This is a genomic window from Streptomyces sp. NPDC058295, from assembly GCF_042880655.1.
GTDB classification, from domain to species: Bacteria; Actinomycetota; Actinomycetes; order Streptomycetales; family Streptomycetaceae; genus Streptomyces; species Streptomyces coriariae.
The window spans coordinates 126150-151149 of the sequence record NZ_JBHVYO010000018.1; the positions used below are offsets into that span (position 1 = coordinate 126150).

At 70.2% G+C, this 25000-nt stretch carries 17 protein-coding genes and 1 pseudogene; 9 read left to right on the forward strand and 9 right to left on the reverse strand.

The window, feature by feature from the left end:
* Nucleotides 1–56: 56 nt before the first annotated feature.
* Nucleotides 57–2264, forward strand: a pseudogene (locus ACFVYS_RS20970) (RICIN domain-containing protein).
* Nucleotides 2265–2284: 20 nt separating this feature from the next.
* Here ACFVYS_RS20970 and ACFVYS_RS20975 read toward each other — a convergent pair.
* From ACFVYS_RS20975 to ACFVYS_RS20985, 3 genes are all read right to left on the reverse strand, one after another.
* Complete coding sequence (locus ACFVYS_RS20975; RefSeq protein ID WP_389504030.1) at nt 2285–3175, reverse strand: class I SAM-dependent methyltransferase; 891 nt, start codon at nt 3173–3175, stop codon at nt 2285–2287.
* Nucleotides 3176–3271: 96 nt separating this feature from the next.
* Complete coding sequence (locus ACFVYS_RS20980; protein WP_389504032.1) at nt 3272–3862, reverse strand: helix-turn-helix domain-containing protein; 591 nt, start codon at nt 3860–3862, stop codon at nt 3272–3274.
* Between the two features lie 92 nt (nt 3863–3954).
* A complete protein-coding gene (locus tag ACFVYS_RS20985; protein WP_389504034.1) occupies nt 3955–4800 on the reverse strand; it encodes an oxidoreductase in 846 nt (281 codons plus the stop codon).
* A 106-nt stretch (nt 4801–4906) separates the two neighbouring features.
* On the opposite strand from ACFVYS_RS20985, the gene ACFVYS_RS20990 reads away from it, so the two are divergent.
* Nucleotides 4907–5842 carry a LysR substrate-binding domain-containing protein gene (locus ACFVYS_RS20990; RefSeq protein WP_389504036.1) on the forward strand — a complete coding sequence of 312 codons (936 nt, stop codon included), beginning with the start codon at nt 4907–4909 and terminating at the stop codon, nt 5840–5842.
* A gap of 55 nt (nt 5843–5897) precedes the next feature.
* Here the strand turns inward: ACFVYS_RS20990 and ACFVYS_RS20995 are convergent, their stop codons facing one another.
* From ACFVYS_RS20995 to mmsA, 3 genes are all read right to left on the reverse strand, one after another.
* Nucleotides 5898–7007, reverse strand: coding sequence for a substrate-binding domain-containing protein (locus ACFVYS_RS20995; RefSeq protein WP_389504038.1), 1110 nt, complete (start codon nt 7005–7007; stop codon nt 5898–5900).
* An 89-nt stretch (nt 7008–7096) separates the two neighbouring features.
* The gene (gene mmsB / locus ACFVYS_RS21000) at nt 7097–8395 is read right to left on the reverse strand and encodes a multiple monosaccharide ABC transporter permease (RefSeq protein ID WP_389504040.1); all 1299 of its coding nucleotides are present in this window, start codon (nt 8393–8395) and stop codon (nt 7097–7099) included.
* A complete protein-coding gene (gene mmsA, locus ACFVYS_RS21005) occupies nt 8392–9942 on the reverse strand; it encodes a multiple monosaccharide ABC transporter ATP-binding protein (RefSeq protein ID WP_389504042.1) in 1551 nt (516 codons plus the stop codon). The genes mmsB and mmsA overlap by 4 nt, the downstream gene beginning before the upstream one ends.
* A 208-nt stretch (nt 9943–10150) precedes the next feature.
* On the opposite strand from mmsA, the gene ACFVYS_RS21010 reads away from it, so the two are divergent.
* The 3 genes from ACFVYS_RS21010 to ACFVYS_RS21020 all read left to right on the forward strand — a co-directional run bounded on the left by ACFVYS_RS21010 (nt 10151) and on the right by ACFVYS_RS21020 (nt 13505).
* Nucleotides 10151–11419: an ROK family transcriptional regulator gene (locus tag ACFVYS_RS21010; protein ID WP_389504044.1), complete on the forward strand. Its 1269-nt coding sequence runs from the start codon at nt 10151–10153 to the stop codon at nt 11417–11419.
* A 52-nt stretch (nt 11420–11471) separates the two neighbouring features.
* Nucleotides 11472–12230 (forward strand): IclR family transcriptional regulator, encoded by a 759-nt coding sequence (locus ACFVYS_RS21015; RefSeq protein ID WP_389504045.1) that lies wholly within the window; start codon nt 11472–11474, stop codon nt 12228–12230.
* A gap of 117 nt (nt 12231–12347) precedes the next feature.
* Entirely contained in the window at nt 12348–13505 is a 1158-nt protein-coding gene (locus ACFVYS_RS21020) for a PP2C family protein-serine/threonine phosphatase (RefSeq protein ID WP_389504047.1), read from the forward strand.
* A 90-nt stretch (nt 13506–13595) separates the two neighbouring features.
* On the opposite strand, the gene ACFVYS_RS21025 is transcribed toward ACFVYS_RS21020, so the two are convergent.
* From ACFVYS_RS21025 to ACFVYS_RS21035, 3 genes are all read right to left on the reverse strand, one after another.
* Nucleotides 13596–15089 carry a family 43 glycosylhydrolase gene (locus tag ACFVYS_RS21025; protein WP_389504049.1) on the reverse strand — a complete coding sequence of 498 codons (1494 nt, stop codon included), beginning with the start codon at nt 15087–15089 and terminating at the stop codon, nt 13596–13598.
* Complete coding sequence (locus tag ACFVYS_RS21030; RefSeq protein WP_389504051.1) at nt 15086–18337, reverse strand: discoidin domain-containing protein; 3252 nt, start codon at nt 18335–18337, stop codon at nt 15086–15088. The genes ACFVYS_RS21025 and ACFVYS_RS21030 overlap by 4 nt, the downstream gene beginning before the upstream one ends.
* A 202-nt stretch (nt 18338–18539) precedes the next feature.
* The gene (locus ACFVYS_RS21035) at nt 18540–19568 is read right to left on the reverse strand and encodes a LacI family DNA-binding transcriptional regulator (protein WP_389504053.1); all 1029 of its coding nucleotides are present in this window, start codon (nt 19566–19568) and stop codon (nt 18540–18542) included.
* Between the two features lie 217 nt (nt 19569–19785).
* On the opposite strand from ACFVYS_RS21035, the gene ACFVYS_RS21040 reads away from it, so the two are divergent.
* The 4 genes from ACFVYS_RS21040 to ACFVYS_RS21055 all read left to right on the forward strand — a co-directional run bounded on the left by ACFVYS_RS21040 (nt 19786) and on the right by ACFVYS_RS21055 (nt 24994).
* Nucleotides 19786–21102: an ABC transporter substrate-binding protein gene (locus tag ACFVYS_RS21040; RefSeq protein WP_389504055.1), complete on the forward strand. Its 1317-nt coding sequence runs from the start codon at nt 19786–19788 to the stop codon at nt 21100–21102.
* A 66-nt stretch (nt 21103–21168) separates the two neighbouring features.
* Nucleotides 21169–22131 (forward strand): carbohydrate ABC transporter permease, encoded by a 963-nt coding sequence (locus ACFVYS_RS21045; RefSeq protein ID WP_389504057.1) that lies wholly within the window; start codon nt 21169–21171, stop codon nt 22129–22131.
* Nucleotides 22132–22154: 23 nt separating this feature from the next.
* Nucleotides 22155–22976 carry a carbohydrate ABC transporter permease gene (locus tag ACFVYS_RS21050; RefSeq protein WP_389504059.1) on the forward strand — a complete coding sequence of 274 codons (822 nt, stop codon included), beginning with the start codon at nt 22155–22157 and terminating at the stop codon, nt 22974–22976.
* Between the two features lie 80 nt (nt 22977–23056).
* On the forward strand, nt 23057–24994 hold the full coding sequence (locus tag ACFVYS_RS21055; RefSeq protein ID WP_389504061.1) for a glycoside hydrolase family 127 protein: 1938 nt from the start codon (nt 23057–23059) through the stop codon (nt 24992–24994).
* The last annotated feature ends 6 nt before the right edge of the window (nt 24995–25000 follow it).

The following is a 25000-nucleotide window of genomic DNA, read 5'->3' on the forward strand; positions in this document are numbered from 1 at the left end:
CCCGTTCCTGCCTTCCCCGATCCCCCTCACGCCGTCCCGGCGGCACAGGAGAAGACGTGCTCCGCATCCCCCGACCGTCCCTCGCCGGCCCCTGGGTCGCGGCTTCCGTCGCCGCGGCCACGGCGGTCTCGCTCTTCACCGGCGTCCAGCTCGCCCGGGCCGCGACCGACGCGGCCACCGCCCTGCCCACCGGCTGGTCCACGGTGGTGAACTCCGGCAGCGGCAAATGCCTGGACGCCCGGGCTGCCGCGACCGTGAACGGCACCGCCGTACAGCAGTACGCGTGCAACGACAGCACCGCCCAGCAGTGGAGTTTCACCGCGACCGGCGACGGCTTCGTGCGGATCGGCAACCGCAACGAGGCCCAGCAGGTCGTGGACGTGAGCGACGTGTCCACCGCCGACAACGCGGCCGTGCACCTGTGGACGTACGGCGGCGGCGCCAACCAGCAGTGGCAGGCCGTCGACGAGGGCGGCGGCGCCTACCGCTTCGTCAACCGCAACAGCGGCAAGTGCCTCGACGTCCCGTCCGCCTCGACGGCCGACAGCGTCCAACTGGTCCAGTACACCTGCAACGGCACGGCCGCCCAGCGCTTCCAGGTCGCGCCGGTGAGCACTGCCCCTGGGGACGTCGACCTCGGGCCGGGCGTCGTCGTCTTCGACCCGTCGATGCCGTCGTCCACGATCCAGAGCCGACTGAACTCGATCTTCCAGCAGCAGGAGACGAACCAGTTCGGCTCCCAGCGCTACGCGGTCATGTTCAAGCCCGGCACGTACAGCAACGACGTCAACGTCGGCTTCTACACCCAGGTCCTGGGCCTCGGTCAGTCGCCCGACTCGGTCACGATCAACGGCGCCGTGCATGTGGAGGCCGACTGGTTCCCGCCGCAGAACGCCACCCAGAACTTCTGGCGCGGCGCGGAGAATTTGTCGGTCAACCCGACCGGCGGTACCGACCGGTGGGCGGTCTCCCAGGCCTCCGGCTACCGGCGCATGCATGTCCGCGGCAACCTGGAGCTGAGCGACGGCGGTTGGTCCAGCGGCGGGTTCATGGCCGACAGCAAGATCGACGGCCAGGTGCGGTCCGGCACCCAGCAGCAGTGGCTGACCCGTAACTCCCAACTCGGCGGCTGGACCGGCTCCAACTGGAACATGGTCTTCGTCGGCAGCCAGGGGGTGCCCGGCAACAGCTTCCCCAACCCGCCCCACACCACGGTCGACCGGACTCCCCGCGTGCGGGAGAAGCCCTTCCTCTACGTGGACGCCGCCGGCGCCTACAAGGTGTTCGTCCCCTCCCTGCGGGCCGACTCCTCGGCCACCACCTGGGCGAACGGGACCGCCGCCGGCAGCTCGCTCGGCATCGACTAGTTCTTCGTCGTCAAGCCGGGCGCGACCGCCGCACAGATCAACACCGCGCTTGCCGAGGGCAAGAACCTGCTGGTCACCCCCGGTGTCTACCACCTGAACCAGACCCTGCGGGTGACCCGCCCCGACACCGTCGTGCTCGGGCTCGGCCTCGCCACGTTCGTCCCGGACAACGGCGTCACCGCCATGACCGTCGCCGACGTCGACGGAGTGAAGGTCGCCGGCGTCCTCTTCGACGCGGGCACCACCAACTCGCAGACCCTCATGGAGATCGGCCCGGCCGGCGCCGCCGCCGACCACACCGCGAACCCCACCTCCCTGCACGATGTCTACTTCCGGGTCGGCGGGGCCGCCGTGGGCAAGGCGACCACCAGCCTCGTCGTCAACAGCGACGACGTCATCGGCGACCACATGTGGATCTGGCGCGGCGACCACGGCACCGGCATCGGCTGGAACACCAACACGGCGGCCACCGGACTCGTCGTCAACGGCGACGACGTCACCATGTACGGCCTGTTCGTCGAGCACTACCAGAAGCACCAGACCCTCTGGAACGGCAACGGCGGCCGGACGTACTTCTACCAGAACGAGATGCCCTACGACCCGCCCAACCAGGCCGCCTGGATGAACGGTTCCACCCAGGGCTACGCCGCCTACAAGGTCGCCGACTCGGTCACCAGCCACCAGGCCTACGGACTCGGCAGCTACTGCTACTTCAATGTCGACCCGAGCGTCACCGCCGAGCACGCCTTCGAGGTGCCGGCCAACCCGAACGTGCGCTTCCAGAACATGGTGACGGTCTCGCTCGGCGGCACCGGAACCATCCGGCACGTCATCAACGACCGGGGTGGACCGTCCAACTCGGGCACCAACGTGGCCAACCTGGTGAACTACCCGTGAGGTGAGCCGGGCACCGGCCGTCAGGTGCGGCGGGCGGCCCACACCGTGCGTTCGGTCCGCACGCGCAGGTCGGTGCGGTGCCGGACGCCGTGCGGGCTGTCGGGGTCGAGCAGCCGGTCGAAGGCGGCCAGATCCTCGGCCGTCAGGAGGGCCGCGACACCGCCGCGTATCCGGCGCAGACCGCTCAGCGCGTAGCGGCCGACCGCGTCGGTGTGGGGCGGGCCGATGTCGACGGTGACGGTGCGTTCGCCCTCGACGGTGAAGCCGGCCTTCGCCAGCTCGGTTCCCCAGTCGGCACCGCGGTGGGGGAGCCGCTCGGCGTGATGGCGGTCGAGTGCGGCATGACAGCGCTCCTCGAGACCGGGAGCGTCCTTCGGGGCGCTCTCGGGCAGGAACCGGGGGAAGCCCGCCAGCTCGACGACGGCGAACAGTCCGCCCGGTGCCAGCAGGTCGTGGACCTGACGCAGGGCGCGGCCGGGGTCGGCCAGGTGGTGCAGGGAGGCCGACGCCCAGACCAGCTCCGGCGTGCCGAGTGCGGGCCATGCCGTCGCGTCGAGGTCGGCCCGCACGACGCGCACGCGGTCCGCCGCTCCGGCCGCGCCGGCCTTCTCCCGCAGGCGGTCCAGGTGGGCGTCCGAGACGTCGACGGCCGTCACCTCGGCCTCGGGAAAGCGTTCGAGCAGAGCGAGGGTGCCCGCTCCGGTCCCGCAGCCCAGGTCCAGGATGCGGGAGGGGCTGGTCCCGACGGGCAGCCAGGCGGTGATGGACGCGATGTGTTCGGCGAGTACTTCCGCGTCCAGGTCGAGGATCTCCGCCTGGTCGCCCGCCTCGTGCTCGTGCTCGGTCACGTGCTCCTGCTCGTGAAGACGGTGCGTGGCGGGGTGCGTCGTGTGCGGGGAGGGGTGGTTCATGCGCTCACGCTAAGCGGGCCGACGGCGAGCCGGGGCGCCCGTTGCGTAATGAGCAAGGCGATGGCCCGCTGGATTGCGTGACGCGCAAAAAGGCGCTCACGGTGCCGGTCGGTTCGTCTTTCCGGCGTCCTCGCCGCGCTGGTGGCCGCGGCGGGCGTCGCGGTCGAAGATGCCCAGAACCTCGCACGGCCCGCCCTCGGCGCCGATGGCGTGCGGGAGCATCGTGGGGAACTCCGCCGCCTGGTGGGTCTCGACCCGGAAGCGCCGGTTGCCCAGCAGCAGGACCGCGGTGCCGGAGAGGACGACGAGCCATTCGCGGCCCGGGTGGGCGCGCAGGCGCGAGGGGTTGTCGGGCGGCGGGTCCGTCAAGCGCTGACGTACGACGGTCACGCCGGGTTCCGCCTTGACGAGCCAGCGCATCCCTTGGGCCGCGTCGACGATCGGGTTGGAGACGACGTCGTCCGTGGCGGTCTCGACCAGCTGGTCGAGGGAGGTCTCCAGGGCGCGGGCGAGGGTCACGAGCTGGTCCAGGGCCAGGCGGCGCCTGCCGTTCTCGATACGGCTGAGCGTGGACTGACTGACCTGGGCGCGGGCGGCCAGCTCCTCCAGGGACCAGCCCTGCGCCAGACGCAGCGCGCGGATGCGCTTGCGTACCAGGCTCTCCAGCTCACCGGATTCTTGCGTCATGAGCAATATCGTATGCCCGAGCGGCAAGAGGAAGCCGAACCGACCGTGCGCCGCCGGGCTCGCCGGGCTTGCCGCACCCGTCGGTCACGCCGTCACTCCGTGTCGAAGTCCGTTCCCCGGGAGACCTTCTCCCACTCGGTGAGCTCTGCCCGCACGGAGTCCAGGTGCCCGGTCAGGAAGTCGACCGCGTCACCGCCGAGTGCGAGGCGGAGCGGGGTCTTCTCGGCGTCCAGGGCCAGCCGGATCGCCGCCGCGGCCTTCGCCGGGTCGCCGGGCTGAGCGCCGCTGCCGCCCTCCACCAACTGCCGGGTCGCGCCGACCTTCTCCGCGTACGCCGGGTTCTCCTCGGAGAAGTACGCGGCGCCCTTGCCGAACAGGTTGGTACGGAACGCGCCGGGCTCCACGATCAGCACCTTGATGCCGAACGGCGCCACCTCGTCGGCCAGCCCCTCCGACAGCTGCTCCAGCGCCGCCTTGGTCGCGCTGTACGCGGAGAACCCGGCGAAGGACAGCTGACCGCCGAAGCTGCTGATGTTCACGACCGATCCACTGCCCCGCTCCCTCATCTGCGGCAGCAGCGCCCGGGTCAGCCGCGCCGGGCCGAACACATGCAGCTCGAACAGGTCGCGCAGCTCCTGATCGGTGGTCTCCTCGAACGCCCCGACCTGGGTGCGGCCGGCGTTGTTCACCACCACGTCCACCCTCCCGTAACGGGCCAGGACGTCGGCGGCCACCGCGTCGACGCGCTCGCCGTCGGTGACGTCCATGCTGATCGCCTCCGCGCGGTCCGGGTGCGCGGCGACCAGGTCGTCCAGCGCCTCGATCCGGCGGGCCGTGCCGATCACCGTGTCACCCGCGGCGACCGCGGCCTCCGCGATGGCTCGCCCGAAACCGCTGCTCGCGCCGGTGACCAGCCAGACCTTGGCGTTCTCGCTCATCTTCGTCTCCCTGGTCGTCCGCCGTCCGGGGCTCCCCGTCCGACGGATCTCATCCTTCGTCGGGCATCGGGGCGGTGTCCAAGACCCCTTGTGATAGCCATGAGTTATGGACATCCATGGACGCGATCTGCGCTATTTCACCGCGGTGGCCGAGGAGTTGAGCTTCACCCGCGCTGCCGAGCGGCTGTTCGTCTCCCAGCCCGCGCTGAGCAAGCAGATACGGATGCTGGAGAGGCAACTGGGCGTGGTCCTGTTCGAACGGGACCGGCGAACGGTGCGGTTGACCGCGGTGGGGGAGGCCCTGCTGCCGCACGCCCACGAGGTGCTGGCCGCCTGGCACGCCGCGGAGGCGGCGGTGCGGGAGGCGGCGACCGCCGAGCGGCGCACTCTGGTGATCGGCATGTCCACCAGTCCGGGCCGTGGGCTGCTGCCCGCCCTGCGGACCCGCCTCGTCTCCCGCTGTCCGCAGGCGCAGCCGGTCCTGCGTCAGGTCAACTGGGCCGATCCCAGTGCCGGGTTGGCGGACGGATCCAGCGACGTCGCCTTCGTCTGGCTGCCGCTGCCCGACGAGGACCGTTACCGGTACGAGGTGGTGGCCCGCGAGCCTCGCCTGGTCGCGCTGCCGCAGGGGCACCCCTTGGCCGCGCGGGCCGCGTCCGATCCCGAGGGACAGGTGGACTTCGCCGACCTGCTGGAGGAGCCCTTCCTCGCCCTCCCCGCGGAGGCCGGCCCGTTGCGCGACTACTGGCTGGCCCTCGACGCCCGGGACGGCCGCCCGCCGCGGATCGGCGGGGTGGTGGCCAGCGCCGAGGAGACCCATGAGGCGGTGTCCGGTGGTCAGGGGATCGCGCTGCTGGCCACCGGCAACGCTCCGCTGGTCGTCCGGGACAAGGTGATCGCCGTACCGGTCCGGGGCATCTCCCCGTCCCGGCTGGCGGTGGCGGCCGCCCGGGACGACAGACGGCCCCTGGTGCTCGCCTACCTGGCCGCCGCGAGCGAGGTCGGAGCCACCACCTGCTGCGACCCGGCGCCTGGTGCATGACCGCCTCCGCCCGCCCCGGAGAGCCTTTCGGGGCGGGCGGAGGCGGTGGTCGGTGCTACTTGGTGAGCGCTGCCAGCTTGGGGTCGTTCGCGTAGGCCTCGGCCGCGTTCTCCTTGGTCACGATGACCGGCGGCAGGAGGAAGGACGGGACGACCTTCTTGCCGTTGTCGTACGACTTGGTGTCGTTGATGGTCGGCTTGTCGCCCTTCTGCAGGGCCTTGACCATGTTGACGGTCTCCGCGACGAGCTTGCGGGTGTCCTTGTTGATGGTCGAGTACTGCTCACCGGCCATGATCGACTTCACCGACTCGACCTCGGAGTCCTGACCGGTGACGACCGGGACCGGCTTGCCGGCGCCCTTGACCGAGGTGAGGATGGCGCGGGCGAGGGTGTCGTTCGGGGACAGGACACCGTCGAGGGTCGTCTTGCCGCCGTAGGCCGAGGTCAGCAGCGAGTCCATACGCTGCTGGGCGTTCTCGGCCTTCCAGCCCTGGGTCGCGGTCTGCTTGATGTCGGTCTGCCCCGAGCCGACAACGATGTCTCCCTTGTCGATCAAGGGCTTCAGCACCTTCATCGCACCGTCGAAGAAGACCTTGGAGTTGTTGTCGTCCGGCGAGCCGGAGAACAGCTCGATGGTCCAGGGACCCTTCGCCTTCTTCGCCTTCATGCCGTCGATCAGGGCCTGCCCCTGGAGCTGGCCGACCTTGAAGTTGTCGAAGGCGATGTAGTAGTCGACGTCGGGCGTGTTCGTGATGAGCCGGTCGTAGGCGATGACGGTGGCGCCCTCGTCCTTGGCCTGCTTCACCTGGGTCGCGAGCTGCGAGGCGTCGGTCGCGCCGATGACGATGACCTTCGCGCCCTTGGTGACCATGGAGGAGATCTGCGCCTGCTGGTCGGCGACGGTGGTCGAGGCGCCCGCGTACTGGACGTCGGCCTTGAAGCCGGATTCCTTCAGGCCGTCGGTGAACAGGTCGCCGGCGAGCACCCAGTTCTCCGAGGTCTTGGCGGGCAGGGCGACGCCGATCAGGGAGTCCTTCGCGAAGCCCTTGCCTTCGGCGCTGTCGCTGCCGGTGGAGCCCTCGCGTTCGTTGGAGCAGGCCGTGCCCAGGGTGAGCAGGGCGGCGGCGCCGACGGCGGCGATGCTTCTGATGACGAGTGTGCGCATGGTGGAGTTGGCCCCTTCGTACGGTGTGCGGGTTGCGGGAGTGCGGTGTGCCGTCGAGCGCGGCAGGGGAGGAGGTCCGGGCTGTGCGGTCAGCCCGCGATCCCGGCCTTGTCGGCGTCGGAGTCGGGGGCCGCCGGTGGAGCCGGTGCCGCCGGGTCGTCCCGCCGGAACGGGCGCGTGAGTGCGCCGATGATCGAGAAGCGTCCCTGGCTCTTGTTGTAGACGTCGAAGGCGACGGCGAGCAGGAGGACCAGGCCCTTGATGATCTGGACCATGTCGGATCCGACGCCCTCCAGTTGGAGGCCGTTGTTGAGCAGTGCCATGACCAGGCCGCCGACGATCGAGCCGCTGACGGTGCCCAGGCCGCCGGAGACCGCCGCGCCGCCGATGAACACGGCCGCGATGGCGTCCAGTTCCCAGCTCAGGCCGTCCTGCGGTCCGGAGGCCGAGGAGCGGGCGACGAAGATCATGCCGGCCAGCGCGGCCAGCACCGACATGTTCATCATGACGAGGAAGTTGACCCGCTTGAGCTTCACACCGGACAGTTCCGCCGCTCGCGCGTTGCCGCCGACGGCGTAGATGTGCCGGCCGCCGATCGTGTTGCGCGTGTAGTGCGAGTACGCGAGGACCAGAACGATCAGGATGATGCCGGAGATCGGCAGGCTGGTGCCGATCCGGCCGCCGGCGAAACGCAGCGTCGCGAAGACGATCACGCCGAACATGACGGCCAGGCGGATGCCCGTCACCCACAGCGGTGCCAGGTCGGCCCTCATCTCGCGACGGGTCCGGCGCGCCGTCCACTCGCGCCACAGCACGCCCGCGCAGGCGGCCACGCCGAGCAGCAGCGTCAGGTTGTTGTACCCGGTGTCCGGCCCGACCTCGGGCAGGAAGCCCGCGCCGATCTTGCGGAAGCCCTCGGGCACCGGAACCGTGTCGGCGTTGCCGATGTACTGGTTGCCGCCGCGGAACAGCAGCATCCCGGCGAGGGTCACGATGAAGGCCGGCACACCGATGTAGGCCACCCAGAAACCCTGCCAGGCACCGATCGCGGCGCCGACGAGCAGGCCGAGCGCGATGCCGAGCGGCCACGGCAGGTCGTACTCCTGCATCGCCTTGGCGACGACGATGCCGGTGAACGCGGCGACCGAACCGACCGACAGGTCGATGTGCCCGGCGACGATCACCATCAGCATCCCGATGGCCAGGATCAGGATGTAGGAGTACTGGCTGACGACCGCGATGAGGTTGCCCGACGTGAGCGTCAGGCCGCCGGTCCAGATCTGGAACAGCAGGACGATCGCCACCAGGGTGGAGATCATGCCGAACTGGCGGGCGTTGGAGGTCGTTCCTCCGAAGAGGTTCTTCTGAAGGTCGGTTATACGGCTCATGGAGTGGGGCTCTTCTTGGTAGCGGTCATCTGCTTCATCAGGAGTTCCGGATCAGCGTCGCCACGCGCCACATCGCCGGTGATGGTGCCCTCGAACACCGTGTAGATGCGGTCGCACAGGCCGATCAGCTCGGGCAGCTCGGAGGAGATGACGACCACCCCTTTGCCCTGGGCGACGAGCCGCTGGATGATCCCGTAGATCTCGAACTTGGCGCCCACGTCGATGCCGCGGGTCGGTTCGTCGAGGATCAGCAGGTCCGGGTCGGTGAACATCCACTTCGCCAGGACGACCTTCTGCTGGTTGCCGCCGGAGAGCTTGACGACACCCTCGTCGACGCTGGGGGTCTTGATCCGCAGGCTCTGCCGGTACTCCTCGGCGATCCGGTGCTCGCGCACCGGATCGATGACGCGCCGCCGGGCGATCTTCGACAGCTTCGCGGCCACCATCGAGGTCTTGATGTCGTCCAGCAGGTTCAGGCCGATCGACTTGCGGTCCTCGCTGACGTAGGCCAGTCCGTGCCGGATGGCGTCCGACACGGTCTTCAGCCGGACTTCCTCGCCGTCCTTGAAGACCCGCCCCGACAGCCAGGTGCCGTAGGAGCGGCCGAAGAGGCTCATCGCGAGTTCGGTGCGGCCCGCGCCCATGAGGCCCGCGAAGCCGACGATCTCCCCGCGACGGACATGGAACGTCGAGCCCTTGCACACCATCCGCTCGTCCGAACTGGGGTGGCGTACCGTCCAGTCGCGGACCTCGAAGAAGATCTCGCCGATGTCGGGCGTGCGGTCGGGGAAGCGGCTGTCGAGCTCACGGCCGACCATGCCCCGCACGATGCGGTCCTCGTTGACCCCGTCCGCCCGTACGTCGAGGCTCTCGATGGTGCGGCCGTCGCGCAGGATCGTGATGGTGTCGGCGATCGCCTCGATCTCGTTCAGCTTGTGCGAGATGATGATCGAGGTGATGCCCCGCTCGCGGAAGCCGCGCAGCAGGTCGAGCAGATGCTGCGAGTCGTGCTCGTTGAGGGCGGCGGTCGGCTCGTCGAGGATCAGCAGCTTCACGTCCTTCGCGAACGCCTTGGCTATCTCGACGAGTTGCTGCTTGCCGACACCGATGTCCTTGATCAGGGTGTCGGGGTCCTCCCGGAGCCCGACCTGTTCCATCAGCTCCAGGGCCAGGCGCTGGGCCTTCTTCCAGTCGATGGCGCCGCGGCGGCGCGGTTCGTTCCCGAGGAAGAGGTTCTCGGTGATCGACATACCGGGCACCAGGGCCAGTTCCTGGTGGATGATCGCGATGCCGGCCTGCTCGCTGGCCCGGATGTCGTGGAACCGGACCCGCTCGCCGCGGTAGACGATGTCGCCGGTGTAGCTGCCGTGCGGGTGCACCCCGCTGAGCACCTTCATGAGGGTGGACTTGCCGGCGCCGTTCTCGCCGCAGATGGCGTGGATCTCGCCTTCCCGCACGACGAGACTGACGTCGGCGAGCGCGGTGACGCCGGGGAAGGTCTTGGTGATCGACCGCATCTCCAGCAGGGTCGGGGCGGTGGGTGTCATGAGTGGTGCTCCCCACCGCCGGGAACGCGCCTGGGCGCACCCGAGCCTTCGGGCCTGCGGCATTGCATGGACATCAACTTGCCTCCGATGGCACTGCCCTGTGCCTTCGTGTCCGAGATTTCGTCTGCCGGACACTAAATCCATTTGTTTTACTAAGTCAATGGGCTGCGAGAGATAGGTTGTAGGGGGAAACGAGAGAGGACCGTGCGTGCGGCAGGCAGGAACGAACCTTCCCAAGGTCGGGCGATACAACCGGGCCGTCGTCCTGGACCAGATCCAGCTCGCCGACGGCATCAGCCGGGTCGAGATCGCCCAGCACACGGGCCTCACCCCGCAGACGGTCTCAGGCATCGTGCGGCGTCTGCTCGACGAGGGCATCGTGCGGGAGGACGGCGCGAGCAGGGTGTCCAGCGGCGGCAAGCCGCGCACCACCCTGCGCATCAACGCCGAGGCGGGCAGCGCGGTCGGCCTCCACTTCGATCCCGTGGAGCTCAGCTGCACCGTGGTCGACCTGCTCGGCCGGCCGCTGGTCGTCAAGAAGCGCCCCACCGACCCCGGCATCGACCCGGCCCGGGTCGTCAAGGACATGGCGGAACTGGTCGCCGACGTACTGGCCGAGACGGGCGTCGACCGCGGCAAGGTCCTCGGGCTGGGCCTCGCCACTCCCGGCCCGATCGACCTCGAGGCGGGCACGATCGTCGGCGCGCCCCAGCTGGCCCGCTGGACGCGGGTCCCGGTGCAGCACATGCTGAGCGAGGCGACCGGCCTGCCGGTGACCCTCGACAACGACGCCACCGCCGCCGCGGTCGGCGAACGCTGGTCGGGCAAGGGCAAGGGCGTGGCCGACTTCGCCTACTTCTTCTTCGGTACCGGCGTCGGCGGCGGCCTCATCCTCAACCACCAGGTGTACCGGGGCGGTTCACTCAACGCGGGCGAGTTCGGGCACTCCTCGGTGCTGCCCGAAGGACCGGAGTGCTACTGCGGCAACCGGGGCTGCCTCGAACGGCTCGTGAACCCCACGGCGATCGTCGCCGAGGTGCACCGCAGGCTCGCCGCCGGTCCCCATCCGGACAGTGCGCTGGCGCGGGTGTTCGCCGAGCGTCCCGAGGCGGTCGACCACGCCGCCATCGGGGTGGCCGCGGCGGCCGGCGACCCGGTCGCGGCGGCGGTCATCGACGAGACCGCGGAGCACGTCGCCTCGGTCGCGGTCGACATCGCGAACTTCCTCGACGTGGACCTGATCGTCCTCGGCGGTCACGGCATCCAGCACGTCGAGTCGCGGTACGTCGAGATCGTCGCCGCCGCGCTGGCCAGCCGGCCGTTGTCCCGGCACGTCCGGGTCGTCGAGGTCGAGGCGTCCTGGCTCGGCACGGACGCGGCGGTGGTCGGCAGCGCGGCACTCGTGCTGCACGCCACGTACTCCCCGCAGCTGTCGGCCCTGCTGGGCACGGCCGCGGCCCCCGGCGGGATGCGCTAGCAGGGGCCCCGCGCGCCTTGCCCGAGCCGGGTGTCTGGCGCAGGCTGGTCCTATGGGTGCGCAGGACGGCCCCACGCTCATCACCTCCGTGCAGCGGGCCTTCCGCCTGCTGGAGGCGGCGAGCGCGCACGAGAACGGCGCGCCGGCGAAACAGCTGGCGCGCGAGACGGGTCTGCCCCTGGCCACCGCCTACCATCTGCTGCGGACCCTCGTGAACGACGGCTACCTGCGGAAACTCCCGGACGGCGGGTTCATCCTGGGGGACCGGCTCCAGACGCTGCACACGGCGGGCCGGGCGCAGGCACTCCTCAGCCGGGTCCGGCCCGCCCTCGCCGCACTGCGGGACGAGCTCGCCACCGCCGCCTACCTCACCTTCTACGAGGAGGGGGAGATCCGGGTCGCCGAGATCGTCGACGGCCCCCGGGCACCCCGGGTGGACCTGTGGGTCGGTTTCGAGGACGCGGGACACGCCACCGCGCTCGGCAAGTCGGTACTGCGGGAACTGGACGAGGAGGCCCGCAAGGAGTACCTCTCCCGCCACCACCTCGCCGATCTCACGCCCAGGACCATCACCAGCGCCCCCGAACTGCTCCGGCAACTGGACTCCTCGCCGGCGGCCCCGGCCGTCACGGACCTGGAGGAGTACGCCCTGGGCACGGTCTGCGTGGCGGTGCCCGTCTACAGCGGCGACATCCTCGGCTCGCTCGGCGTCTCGCTGCCGGTCGACCGGCTGTCCCGGCTCGAACAGGTGCGGGCCCGGCTGCTCCCGACCGCGAGCCGCGTGACCAGGGGTCTTTCACTCACCGGGTGATCGTTCACTATCTGAAAATCCGATCCTTGTGGAAAGCCGGGTCGAACCCGTTTCCTGGATGAAACGGACATTTCCGAGTGCCCTGGCGCACGCACAGATGAGGATTGCGGACGAAGCATGGGTCATGCGCGCAACCATGGCGGCGATCACTGCCCGACACGGCTGTTCACATCGTTCAGACACCGGGTGGCAGGACCTCTGCTGCCGGTTCTGATCCTCCTGGTCATCATGCTCGTCGGTCTCTTCGGTGACGCGGGGATGATCTGGCTGCCCCTGCTGTCGGCAGGGCCCGCGCTGGCCGCCACGACCAACGGCCCGCGCGGTGTCCTGTGCGTCGGCCTTCTCGCCGCGGTGGTCGGCGCGACGCTCGGCGCCCGGGTCGGTGCTCCCGGCCGCGAGGTGGCCGCCGTACTGGCCGCCCTGGTGGCCGTCACCCTGGCGAGTGGCCTGGCCAGCGCGCTGCGCGGGCGCCGTGAGCGGGTGCTCGCGGACGTCCGGTCGGTCGCGGAGGCCGCCCAGCACGCGCTGCTCAGGCCGGTGCCGGCGACCGTCGGTCCGTTCGAGGTCGCCGTCCGTTACAGCGCCGCGGCCGCGGAGGCCCGGATCGGCGGCGATCTCTACGCGCTGGTGCCCACCCCGTACGGCGTACGGCTGATCGTCGGTGATGTGCGGGGCAAGGGGCTGCCCGCCGTGGGGACCGCCGCACTCGTCCTCGGTGTCTTCCGGGAGGCCGCCTACGACGAACCCGATCTCCTCGCCGTCGTCGACAGGATCGAGCGGAGCCTCGCGCGCAACCTCGGTACCGACGACTTCGTCACCGCCGTGGTCGCCGGATACCCGCGATCGGGCGAGCTGGAGATGGTGAACTGCGGACACGCGCCACCGCTGCTGGTCGGCGCCTCCCGAAGCGTCGTGGCGGTGGAGCCCCCGCAGCCCGCCCCGCCCCTCGGGCTGCGCGCCCTGACCGACCAGAACCCGAGCCTCCAGGTGCTCCCCTTCGCCGACGGTGACCAACTGCTGCTCTACACGGACGGGGTCATCGAGGCCCGGGACCGCGACCGGGAGTTCTACCCGCTCGTCGAAGGCCTCGAGCAGCACCTCGGCGACGATCCGGCGCGCACGGTCGGCGGGATCCACGACGAACTGCTGGCGCACGTCGGCGGACGACTGCACGACGACGCGGCGCTGCTGCTGATCCGCAAGCCGGCCGTCGCCGCCACCTCGCTTCCCCGACCGGTCCTGCCCGGAGAGCTGTTGGGGGACCAGGCGGTGTGAACGCCGTGACGCTTGCCGCCACCTGCGCCGACGGGTGACGACACGCCTCCGCGGGGCATCGACGCGATGCCCCGCGGATGACGGGTCCGGCTACTCGCCCGAGGGGGCGGTGAGTGTGACGCCGAGGGCCACCGGGGTGCCGAAGTTCGGCGTGCCGTCGGTGTTCCAGGTGAACTTCTGTGCCCGGGTCGTCCGGTTCATGTCGCAGCCGCCGCCCGTGGAGTTGTTGGCGTGGTAGACGATCCAGTCCTCGGTCCCGTCGGGCGACTTGAAGAACCCGTTGTGGCCGGGACCGTGGACGCCGTTGGCGTTTGACCGCTGGAAGACCGGGTTCGGTGACTTGACCCACGACGAGGAGCTGAGCGGGTCACCGCCGTTGTAGGTGAGCAGCCCGAGCTTGTAGTCGGGTGTGGAGCAGTGGCTGGCGGAGTAGACGATGTACGTTCTGCCGTCCCGCTGGAGCACTTCGGCGCCCTCGTTGACCGCGCCGCCCACCGTCTCCCAGTTGTAGGTCGGCGTGGACAGCACACGGCGGGTGCCGCTCGCGGTCCACGGGTTCGACAGCGGCCGGATGAACATCGGCTGCGAGCCGTTGTAGAAGGTGCCCAACAGGTAGAGCTGACCGTTGAGTCGCAGGATCCCCGGGTCCAGTTCCCAGGTGTTGTCCTGGGTCGGGTCGAGCAGGTCGGCCTTGAAGCCGTACGGCCCCATCGGGTCGAGGCCCGCGCTCTCGAGCACGTGGATGCGCTGGGTGCCGAGGTCGTAGGGCTCGCGGCCGGCCGTGTAGTAGAAGTACCACCGCTTGCCGTTCGGGCCGTCGAGCAGATGGAACTCCGGCGCCCACATCGTGCCCGCCCCGTTGGGCCGGGTCAGGTTGAAGATCACCTGGTCGGTGGCGGTGGCGAGCCCGGCCAGGGTGCTGGCCTTGCGCATGGTGACCGTCGAGTTCCAGGTGGTCGTGGCGAGGTAGTAGGAGCCGTCGTAGTACGTGAGCCAGGGGTCGGGGCCGTGCTGGGACAGGGGGTTGGTGAACGTGTGCGGAGCGGTGCCGCCGCCGGTGAAGCCGGGCAGCCGCCACACCCTGCCGTTCGCGGCGGAGCACGGCAGCTGCACCAGGTCGGTGCCGGACGCCGAGGACCCGCCGCTGGGTGTGACGCACTTGCCCGAGTTCACGGAGACCAGGTTGAAGGTCTTGTCGGTGCCGCCGACCGACACCGCGACGAGCCGCCACCGCTGGTTCGTCCCGCCGTGGCAGGGCCACTGGATGATCGCCGAGTTGTCCGCCGTGGACGCCCCGTAGACGTCGACGCACTGACCGGACTGCGTGGTGATCGTGTACGTGTCGCTGGTCCCGGAGACCAGCGTGTGGGCGAAGTTCTGGTTCGCGCCGGAGCCGCAGGCGAAGGCGCGCAGTCGGGCCCCGTTGGTTGTCGAACCACCCGGTAGATCCAAGCAGTTGCCGCCGTTCTGGTTCACCCCCGTCGAGGTGAACGCGACGGCGGCGGAGGCGGGCGGCGCCACGAGGAAGGCGACCGCCAGGGTCAGCAGGGCGATGAGCGCGGCCAGGCATGTGGAACGGGTCACGGTCCGTACACCTTTGCTTCGAGGAGGCCGACGGAGTCGGTGCCGTTGCCGGTGAGCAGCACCCGCAGCCGGGTGGTCCTCGTGGCGGTGAAGGCGACGGTGTTGTACTGGTTCTTGACCAGCGGATAGCCGCCGGTTCCGGGCAGGTCGACGTAGGCGCTGCCGTTCCAGTACTGGAGCTTCCAGGCTGCCGGCATGTCGATGCCCTGGTCGTCGTCGAAGAAGTACACCTCGGCCCTGTTCAGGGTCTTCGCCGACGGCCAGGTCAGTTCCGCCCACTGCTGGCCGGTCTCCGGCCAGGTCCCCCAGCGCGGGTTCACCGTGTCGTCGGACGACGGCGGGTCGATTCCGTCGTTGACGGCGGCGACGGCCTCCCAGGGGGAGGTGTAGGACGCGGAGGGTGTCGCGGACGTCGCCAGGTTGGCCGGTGGCTGGACGCCGCCCCGGTGGTACACCTTGATCTCGGTGAGTCCCGTCTTGGCACCGGAGGCGTTGGTGGCCAGGACCCGGACGCGTTGGGCGGTGACCGCCGGGAACCGTACGAGGTTGTAGTTGGCGCGTGGCACCGCCGGGCTCCTGGTCTGGCCGGGTGCGTTCACCCAGGAACTGCCGTCGTGGTACTGGACGGTGTACGCGGACGGTGCCCGGTAGGTCGTACTGGCCGGGCGGCTGTCCTTGAAGTACAGGCGTACCTCGTCGAGGGTGCGGGCCGTGCCGAAGTTCAGCTCGTACCAGTCCTGGCTGTTGGCCGACCCGCCGGCGCCCCAGAAGGGCTCGTTGGTGGGGTATCCGTCGATCGCGCCGGCGGTGCTGCTGCCGGACCCGGTGGCGGAGGCGGACACGGTCGCCCCGGCGGCGAGGTTGGTGAGGTCGGCGGTCAGGTCGACGCCCGCCTTGGCGAGCATGTCGACCATCCGGGGGCTGTTCTGCACGACCTGGTTCGGGGCCCTGAGCCCCGCGACGGCCGTGTGGTGGGTGACCGTGCCGCTGGTGGTCACGTTTCCGGTGGCCGGGTCCCAGGTGAAGGGCACCAGCGAACCGACCGTCGCGGCCCGGCTGCCGTTGACGAAGATCGAGTAGCCCTCCGGGACGCCGGGGTAGCGCACCACGCCGTCGGCCGGGTCGTCCCAGACGACGGTCAGGTCGGCGCCCCGGTAGCGGAGGTTGTTGACCGTGAAGTGGCTCCAGCCGATGTCGATCGGGGACAGCTCGACCTTCGCGTCGTTGCGCGGCCGCAGCCCGGCGACGTCCTCGATCACCGTCCAGTTGCTGCTGCCCAGGATGTTGTGGTGGATCCAGGACCGGTAGTCGATCCCGGTGCCGTTCCAGTCCGCCCAGAACTCGTTCGCGTCCGGCCACTGGGTGTTGCCGCCGATGTACTGCGCCCAGGTGTTCCAGTACAGCAGCTTCTTGTAGTCGGTCGCGTTCATCCAGGAGTTGGAGTAGTTGCGCAGCACGGAGGAGTAGAGCCGGAACTGCACGGTCGAGTTGATGGTGGAGAAGTTGTTGGAGCCGGGGTTCCCGGCGTCGGCCGCCGCCTTCTTGTCCACCTGGTTGGCCGTGTAGAAGGGGAAGACGGGGTACTGGGCCGGGTCGTCGTACAGGCGCAGGGCCTGTTTGTACGTCGCGGTGTCGGGGACCGCCCCGACCGCGAACGGGTAGTAGTTGTTGATCTCCTTCCAGGGCACCCACTCGTTCGTCGACTTGAGCCGGTGCTCGAACAGCTGCCGGTTCGGGTTCCACAGGACGTTGACGATGGCGTCCTTGATCTGCGTCGCGAGGGTGCGCATCTCGGTGGCCTTGGCCGTGTTGCCGACCGCCTCGTAGGCCTGGGCGGCGGCGAGCGCGCCGCTGTACTGGTAGGCGGACTCGGCGCGGTCCATGTTCCCGGGCTTCCAGTGGAAGGAGACGGCATCGGCGTCGTTGCCCGTCAGAGCGCCCCAGTCGTACTCGATGAGCTTGTTGTTGTCGTGGTCGTAGGAGGAGAGCTGTCCCTTGACGTCTCCCTCCGCGTAGCGTGCGAGGTTGCCGGCGATCGCCGGTTGCCCGCCGTGGATCTGGTAGCTCTTCCACGCCGCCTCGGCGATGTACTGGGTGTAGCTGTTGGACCAGTTCTCCGGGTCACCGGGGTTGTCCAGGAAGCGGCCGCCCTTGGAGGTCTGGCCGGCGCTGAGCCAGTCCCCGTAGGCGTAGGCCGGGTCGCGCAGGTACTTCAGGTCGTCGATGTGCATGGGCTGGGTGAGCGCGATCGCGTTGTTGTAGCCCAGGACACCTTCGGTCGAGGTCGGGAACTGGAAGGTCTGCCCGGGGATGTCGGCGTCGAGGTTGTTGAAGCGCATCAGCCACCAGCGGTAGTAGATGTTCTTCTTGATCGCCCCTTCGGGCACGTCGATGTAGGGCACGTTCCGCGCCCACCACAGGTTGTACGCCCTGACGTGGGTGGCGAAGGCGGTGGTGTCGGAGTAGCCCGCATAGGCGTTGTACTCGGTGAGCGACTCGGGGATCTCGTCGGTGACGAAGCCCATCACCACCTTGGCGGTCACCGTGGCTCCGGCGCCGACGGTCACGGACCGGTCGAGGCCGCCGCCGGAGACGCTGAAGCCGTCGCCGGTCAGGCGCGGCCGGATGGTGGTGAGGTTGTTGTAGGCGTTCACCTGCCCGGTCAGCTCGCTGCCGGTACCCGTGGTGGCGATCGGCGAAGTCGCCCGTAACTGGAGGGTGGTGGAGCCGGTGCCGTTGTTCCTGATCGACAGGTTGGTCACGGCGACGTTGTTCTCGGTGAGGAACTTGGTCTGAGTGACGGTGATCGAGCCGTTGGTGTGCACGCTCTTCCAGTGGCTCGGCACCTGCCGCCGCTGGGCGACCTGTTCGGTGAAGGTGCCCGGGCTGATCGCGACGGTGTAGGCGTTGTTGTCGTTGACGCTCTCCCAGTAGGCGACATGACCGCCGAAGCCGAGGACCGCGGGGTTGTGGGTCTTCATGAAGACCGCCCGGCCCCGGCTCATCAGCCAGGGCCCGGCCGGGTCGTCGCCGGTGCGGGCCAGCAGCCGGTCCATCCAGAAATCGGTTCCCGAACTTTCCGCGTCGTAGATGCTTCGCATCATGTCGCCCGGTGTGTAGGCGACGGGCGGAGCCGGGATCGCGGGTCCGGTGAAGGAGGGGAACCCGATCGTCTGCGCGGCGGCGGCCGGGGTCACGGAACAGACGGAACAGAGGATGAGCACGAGTGCGACGAGGAGGCGCTTCATGAGGTGCTCCCTGTCAGGGTGACGGCGAGCCGGCAATGGCATGTGCCTGACATGCGGAACGGAAACTGACCTAAAAGGTTTTCGCAACGTAGGAGCGACCTGATGAAGTGTCAAGAGAGGGCGGGGCGCACCGGGACCGCGGGCCGGGAGGTTCCGGAGTTCGGGGCAGCGGCAGGCCCAGGCGTTCGAGGCGGTGGGAGGCTCAGGACAGCGGCGCCGTCGACCCCCTGATCACCACGCGGCAGCGCACGGTCTCCACGCCCGAGCGCCGCACCCCGCCGATCGCGCCGAACAGGGCGTGCGCCGCCGCGCGGCCGACCTGCTCCAGATTCATGTCGACGCTGGTCAGCGGCGGCCGCGAGGCAGCGGTCAGGACCTGCCAGTTGTCGAAGCCCATGACCGCCACGTCCTCCGGCACCCGGTGGCCCCGCTCGCGCAGGACGTCCATGACGCCCCGGGCGATCTGGTCGCTGCCGCACAGCACGGCGTCGAGATGCGGATGCCGGTCGAGCAGCAGCGCGGTGGCCGCCCGTCCCCAGCCCTCCGACCACGCCCCGAACCTCGGTTCGCCGGCCGGGGCGAGACCGGCGTCGGCCAGCGCGGCCAGGGCGCCCTCGGCCCGTTCCCGCGCCGCCAGGTACCCGGGGTCGCCGGTGATGTGCGCGATCCGGGTGCGGCCGCAGGCCAGCAGGTGCTCGACCGCGATCCGGCCGGCGTCGACGCTGTCGGGCACGATGGACAGATCGGCCGGATCGTCCGACGGCGCGTAGGCGTAGACGACGGGCACGGGGAGCTCACGCCCCAGGGAGGGCCGGGGGTCGGTCCGGCTGCCCACCACGATGAGACCGTCGACGCGGCGCCCCAGCAGCGCGCGGACATGGTGCTGCTCGCGGATCGCGTCGCCGCGGGCGTCGCACAGGAACACCGCGACCTCGCCGGCCCCGAAGGCATCCTCGGCGCCCATGAGGATCGGGATGCTGAACCGGCCCTCCAGGTCGCTGGTCAGCAGTCCGACCGTGCCCGACCGTCCGACCAGCAGTCCGCGTGCCAGCTGGTTCGGCCGGAAGGCCAGCCGTTCGGCCGCTTCGATCACCCGCTGCCGTGTCTCCGCGCGCACCTGGGTGCGGCCGTTGAGGGCCTTGGACGCGGTGGCGATGGACACTCCGGCCAGCCGGGCGACATCGCTGAGCGTGGCGGGCTGCGAACGAGAGGGGCCGACGGCCGGTGTCATGGAGGTTCTCCTGTCTCGCGGCGCGTGCGTAAACCGTACGCGAGATGTTTCGGCCGGGATGCCCGCAAGGGGCTTTCACAGTTTTCGGCATCACCCGGCGCGGCGGCCCGTACAACCGTTCCCTGCAAGGGGATTGACGGGTCGTGAGCCGGGTTCTAGCTTTCAGAAAGCCTTTTCGGTTTCTTTCCGTCGCAGAACCCATCCAAGGGGGATCGTCATGGGGAGCACGACCGGACCACGTGGACCCGTCCGCCGGCTCACCACCGGCGTCGTCGCGCTCCTCGCCGCAGCGAGCCTGATCACGGCCTGCGGGTCGTCGGACGGCGACCCGGACGGCGGGGGAGGGGGCGCGGCAGCGGGCGCCAAGGGCGTCGACGACGGCACCACACTGACGATGTGGACGCGCGCGGCCACCCGCCCGCAGAGCGAGGCGCTGGTCGAGGCGTACAACGCGGCCCACAAGAACAAGATCAGGCTCACCGTCGTCCCCACCGACGACTACCAGGCCAAGGTCGGCGCGGCGGCCGGCTCCCGGGACCTCCCCGACCTCTTCGCCTCCGACGTGGTGTTCGTGCCGAACTACACCACCAGCGGCCTCTTCGCCGACCTCACCGAGCGCGTCGACGCCCTGCCCTTCGCCGCCGACCTGGCCCAGTCGCACATCAAGGCGGGCACCTACGAGGGCAAGAAGTACGTCGTCCCGCACACCCTCGACCTGTCGGTGCTCTTCTACAACAAGGACCTCTACCGGAAGGCGAAGCTCGACCCCGCCAAGCCGCCCGCCACGCTGAGCGAGTGGGACCGGCAGGCGCGGGCCGTGGACGCGCTGGGCGGCGGCGTCGACGGCACCTTCTTCGGCGGCAACTGCGGTGGCTGCGGCGTCTTCACCTGGTGGCCGTCCATCTGGGCCGGGGGAGAGGAGGTCCTGAACAAGGAGGGAACCGAGGCGAACCTCGACTCCGCCACCGCGAAGAAGGTCTACGACACCTACCGGGGCTGGGTGAAGGACGGCATCGTGGCCCCCGGCGCACGCGACGAGACCGGCACCACCTGGACCGGCGTCTTCCCGAAGGGAAAGGTCGGCGTCATGCCCATGCCCTCGACCACGCTGGGCCTGATGCCCAAGAACCTGGACCTCGGCGTCGCACCCATCCCCGGACCCGACGGCGGCACCTCCACCTTCGTCGGCGGTGACGCCATCGGCATCTCCGCCACCAGCAGATCGGCCGACCAGGCCTGGAACTTCCTCGCCTGGTCACTGGGCGACGAGGCCCAGGTCGACGTGGTCGCCGCACACAAGGACGTCGTGGCCCGCACCGACCTCGCCTCCAACAAGTACTCCGCCGCGGACCCGCGCCTCGTCGCCGTCAACCGGCTCGTGGCGAACGGCCGCACCCCGTACGCCCTGAAGTTCGGCCAGACCTTCAACGACCCCAACGGGCCCTGGCTGTCCCTGATGCGCGACGCCGTCTTCGGCGACGGAAGCTCCGTCGACAAGGACAACAAGGCGGTCACCGCCTCACTGGCCGACTGAACGGCACGGCACCGGACGACCGGACCCCGGCACCACCCCTCCCACGTCACCCGGCAGAGGAGAGCCATGCAGGTCAAGGCGCCCGACCGAGCGACCACCGCGGACCGGCCCGTGGTGCGTCGCCCGGCCCGCCGACCCCGTACCGCCGCGCCCCGCCGGCACTCCCGCACGCTCCAGGGCCTCGGCTACGCGGCCCCCACCGCCGTGTTCGTCACCGTCTTCTTCCTCCTGCCCCTCCTCCTCGTCGGCCAGATGTCGCTCAGCGACTGGCCGCTGCTCGCCGGAGACCGGGGCGGCAACGCCCCGGAGAACTACACCGACGTCACCGACAGCCCCCTGTTCTGGCCGGCCGTGCGCTTCACCCTCCTCTACACAGGGATCGTCACGGTCGTCCTGCTCGGCCTGGCGCTGCTCCTCGCCCTGCTGGTACAGGAGTCCCGACCCGGCGCCGGCTTCTTCCGTACGGTGTACTTCCTGCCGGGCGCCCTCGGCCTCGCCTCGGCCTCCCTGCTCTTCTGGGGCCTCTACAGCCCCACCACCGGCCCGCTCAGCCGCCTCCTGGAGCGGCTCGGCCTCGCCGACGACCCGGTCTCCTTCCTCGGCACGCCGACCTCGGCCCTCCTGTCCACGGTGTTCCTCGTCGTCTGGAAGTTCGCCGGCTTCTACATGCTGATCCTGCTCGTCGGTCTCCAGCGCATCCCCCACGAGGTGTACGAGGCAGCCCGGATGGACGGCGCCGGCCGCGGACAGATCTTCCGTTCCATCACGCTGCCGCTGCTGCGTCCGTCGCTCGCCCTCTCCCTGCTGCTCTGCGTCACCGGATCACTGCTCGCCTTCGACCAGTTCTTCGTCCTCACCAAGGGCGGACCCGACAACAGCACCGTCACCGTCGTGCAGTTGATCTACCGCGAGGCGTTCCAGCGGCTGAACCTCGGCACCGCCGCAGCCCTGTCGATCGTCGTGCTGGCCGCGCTGCTCCTGCTCAACGCCCTCCAGTTCCGCGGCCTTCGCCGCGCCGACGAGTCATGACCCGCTCGAGACAGGAGACTTCGGTGCTCACCAGAGCCCTCGGCCGGACGCCCTACTACGTCGTCGCCGGAGGACTGGCCGTCATCTTCCTCTTCCCGCTGCTGTGGAACGCCTGGGCCTCGGTCGAGGGACAGCCCGGCACCGCGCAGGAGACCGGCTACGGCCTCGGCAACTACCGCACGCTGCTCGACTACGACGCCGGCCTGTGGCGGTACCTCGGCAACAGCACCGTCGTCTCCGCGCTCACCGTCGCGCTGACCCTCGGCGTCTCCCTGCTCGGCGGCTACGCCTTCGCCCGCTTCGACTTCCCGGGCAAGAACCTGTTGTTCCTGCTGACCCTGGCCATCCTCATGGTCCCGTACGCCACGCTCCTCATCCCGCTCTACGTGCTGCTCGGCAGACTCCACCTCCAGAACTCGCTGCTCGGGCTGAGTCTGGTGCTGGCCATGTTCCAACTGCCGTTCGCCACCTTCATGATGCGGATCTCCTTCGAGGCGGTGCCGCGCGAACTGGAGGAGTCAGCCCTGGTCGACGGCTGCGGAACCGCGGGCGCGCTGCGCCGGGTGCTCCTTCCCGCGGTGCGACCGGGGCTGATCACGGTGGGGCTGTTCGCCTTCCTCGCGGCCTGGAACGACTTCATCGCACCGCTGATCCTCATCTCGGACAGCGAGAAGGCGCCGCTGCCGCTGGCCGTCGCGAACCTGCGCCAGCAGAGCATGGGCGCCGTCGACTACGGCGCCACCGAAGCCGGGGTGGTGGTGCTCGCCGTGCCCTGTCTGCTCCTGTTCCTGCTGCTGCAACGGCACTACGTACGGGGCTTCATGTCGGGCGCGCTCAAGGGCTGAAGCGCTGCCTGACCGCGCGATCACCTGACGGACCCACCGAAGGGACGAATCGAAGGCATGAACTGGTGAGGGAGAACACGGTGCGCTCATCCTTTGTGCCGGTGGCGCCGAGCCGGGGACGGCTGCGGCCGCTCGGCCTCGACGAGGTCCGGATCACCGGGGGCTTCTGGGCCCGGCGTCGGCAGACCAACGCGACCGCCACACTCGACCACTGCCGGGACTGGATGGAACGCGTCGGCTGGATCGGCAACTTCCGGGCCGCCGTGGAGGGCCGGATCCACCGGGACCGGCGGGGCCGCGAGTTCGCCGACTCCGACGTCTACAAACTGCTCGAAGCCATGGCCTGGCAGGCCGGACAGGCTCCCGGCGGTCCGCTCGACTCGCGGATCGCCGCACTCACCGAGGTCATCGCACCCGCCCAGGAACCGGACGGCTACCTCAACACCGCTTTCGGCCGCCCCGGTCAGCAGCCCCGCTACAGCGACCTCGAATGGGGCCATGAGCTGTACTGCTACGGGCACCTGATCCAGGCGGGCGTCGCCCAGACCCGGGCCCGCGGTGAGGGCGAGCTGGCGAAGATCGCCAGGCGGGCCGCCGACCACGTGTGCGCCACCTTCGGCCCGGGCGGCATCGAGGGCGTGTGCGGACATCCGGAGATCGAGACGGCCCTGGTCGAACTGGCCAGGGTGACGGGGGAGCAGCGCTACCTCGACCAAGCCGCGCTCTTCGTCGACCGTCGCGGGCACGGCACCCTCGCCGACCCCGAGTTCGGCCGCGTCTACTACCAGGACGACCTGCCCGTGCGGGAGGCGACGGCGTTGCGCGGCCACGCCGTCCGCGCCCTCTACCTCGCGGCCGGCGCCGTCGACGTGGCGGTGGAGACCGGGGACGACGCCCTGCTCGACGCGGTCGTACGGCAGTGGGAGACCGGGGTGGCCCGGCGCACCTACCTGACCGGCGGCATGGGCTCGCACCACCGGGACGAGTCCTTCGGCGACGACTTCGTGCTGCCGCCGGACCGTGCCTACTCGGAGACCTGCGCCGGGGTGGCCTCCGTGATGCTCAGCTGGCGGCTGCTGCTGGCCACCGGCGAGCCGCGCTACGCCGACCTGGCGGAGCGGACCCTGTTCAACGTGGTCGCGACCTCCCCGTCCGAGGACGGCCGCGCCTTCTTCTACGCCAACACCCTGCACCGGCGCCGCCGCGGCACCGTACCCCCGCCGGACGCCGACAGCCCACGTGCCGAATCGAGCCTGCGTGCCCCCTGGTTCGCGGTGTCCTGCTGCCCGACCAACGTGTCCCGGACCCTGGCGCTGCTGCCCGGCTACCTGGCGACGGCGGACGACCACGGCATCCAGCTGCACCAGTACGCCGACGCCGAGATCGCCACCTCCCTCGCGGGCGGTCACGGTGTCGCGCTGCGCATCCGTACCGACTACCCCACCGGGGGGAGCGTGAGCGTGCGCATCGACCGGTCGCCGGACCGCCCCTGGACGCTGTCGCTGCGTGTCCCCGCGTGGACGGAGGGTGCCCCCGTCCGGCTGGTCGGCCCGGACGGCGCGCGCCGGGCCGTAGCACCCGGCACGGCCACGGTCACCCGGCTGTTCCGGCCCGGTGAGGAGGTACGGCTCGAACTGCCGGTGATCCCGCGCTGGATCACGCCCGACCCGCGCATCGACGCGGTGCGCGGCACCGCCGCCGTCCAGCGCGGCCCGCTGGTGTACTGCGCCGAGTCCGTGGACCTGCCGGACGGGCACGAGGTCGACGCCGTACGAGTGGATCCGTCCGCGACACCGCAGGACGGGCCGGACGACACGGTCCTGGCGCCCGGTGAACTCGTCGCCCCGCACGACGCCACCTGGCCCTACCAGCCGCTCGGCCAGGCCCCTGCCCCCGCTGCCGAGCGCACCGGCATCGTCCTGGTGCCCTACCACTCCTGGGCGCGCCGAGGCCCCTCGACCATGCGGGTGTGGCTGCCGACCACGACGGAACCGCCGACCGCGCCCCCCGGGGACTAGTCGTGC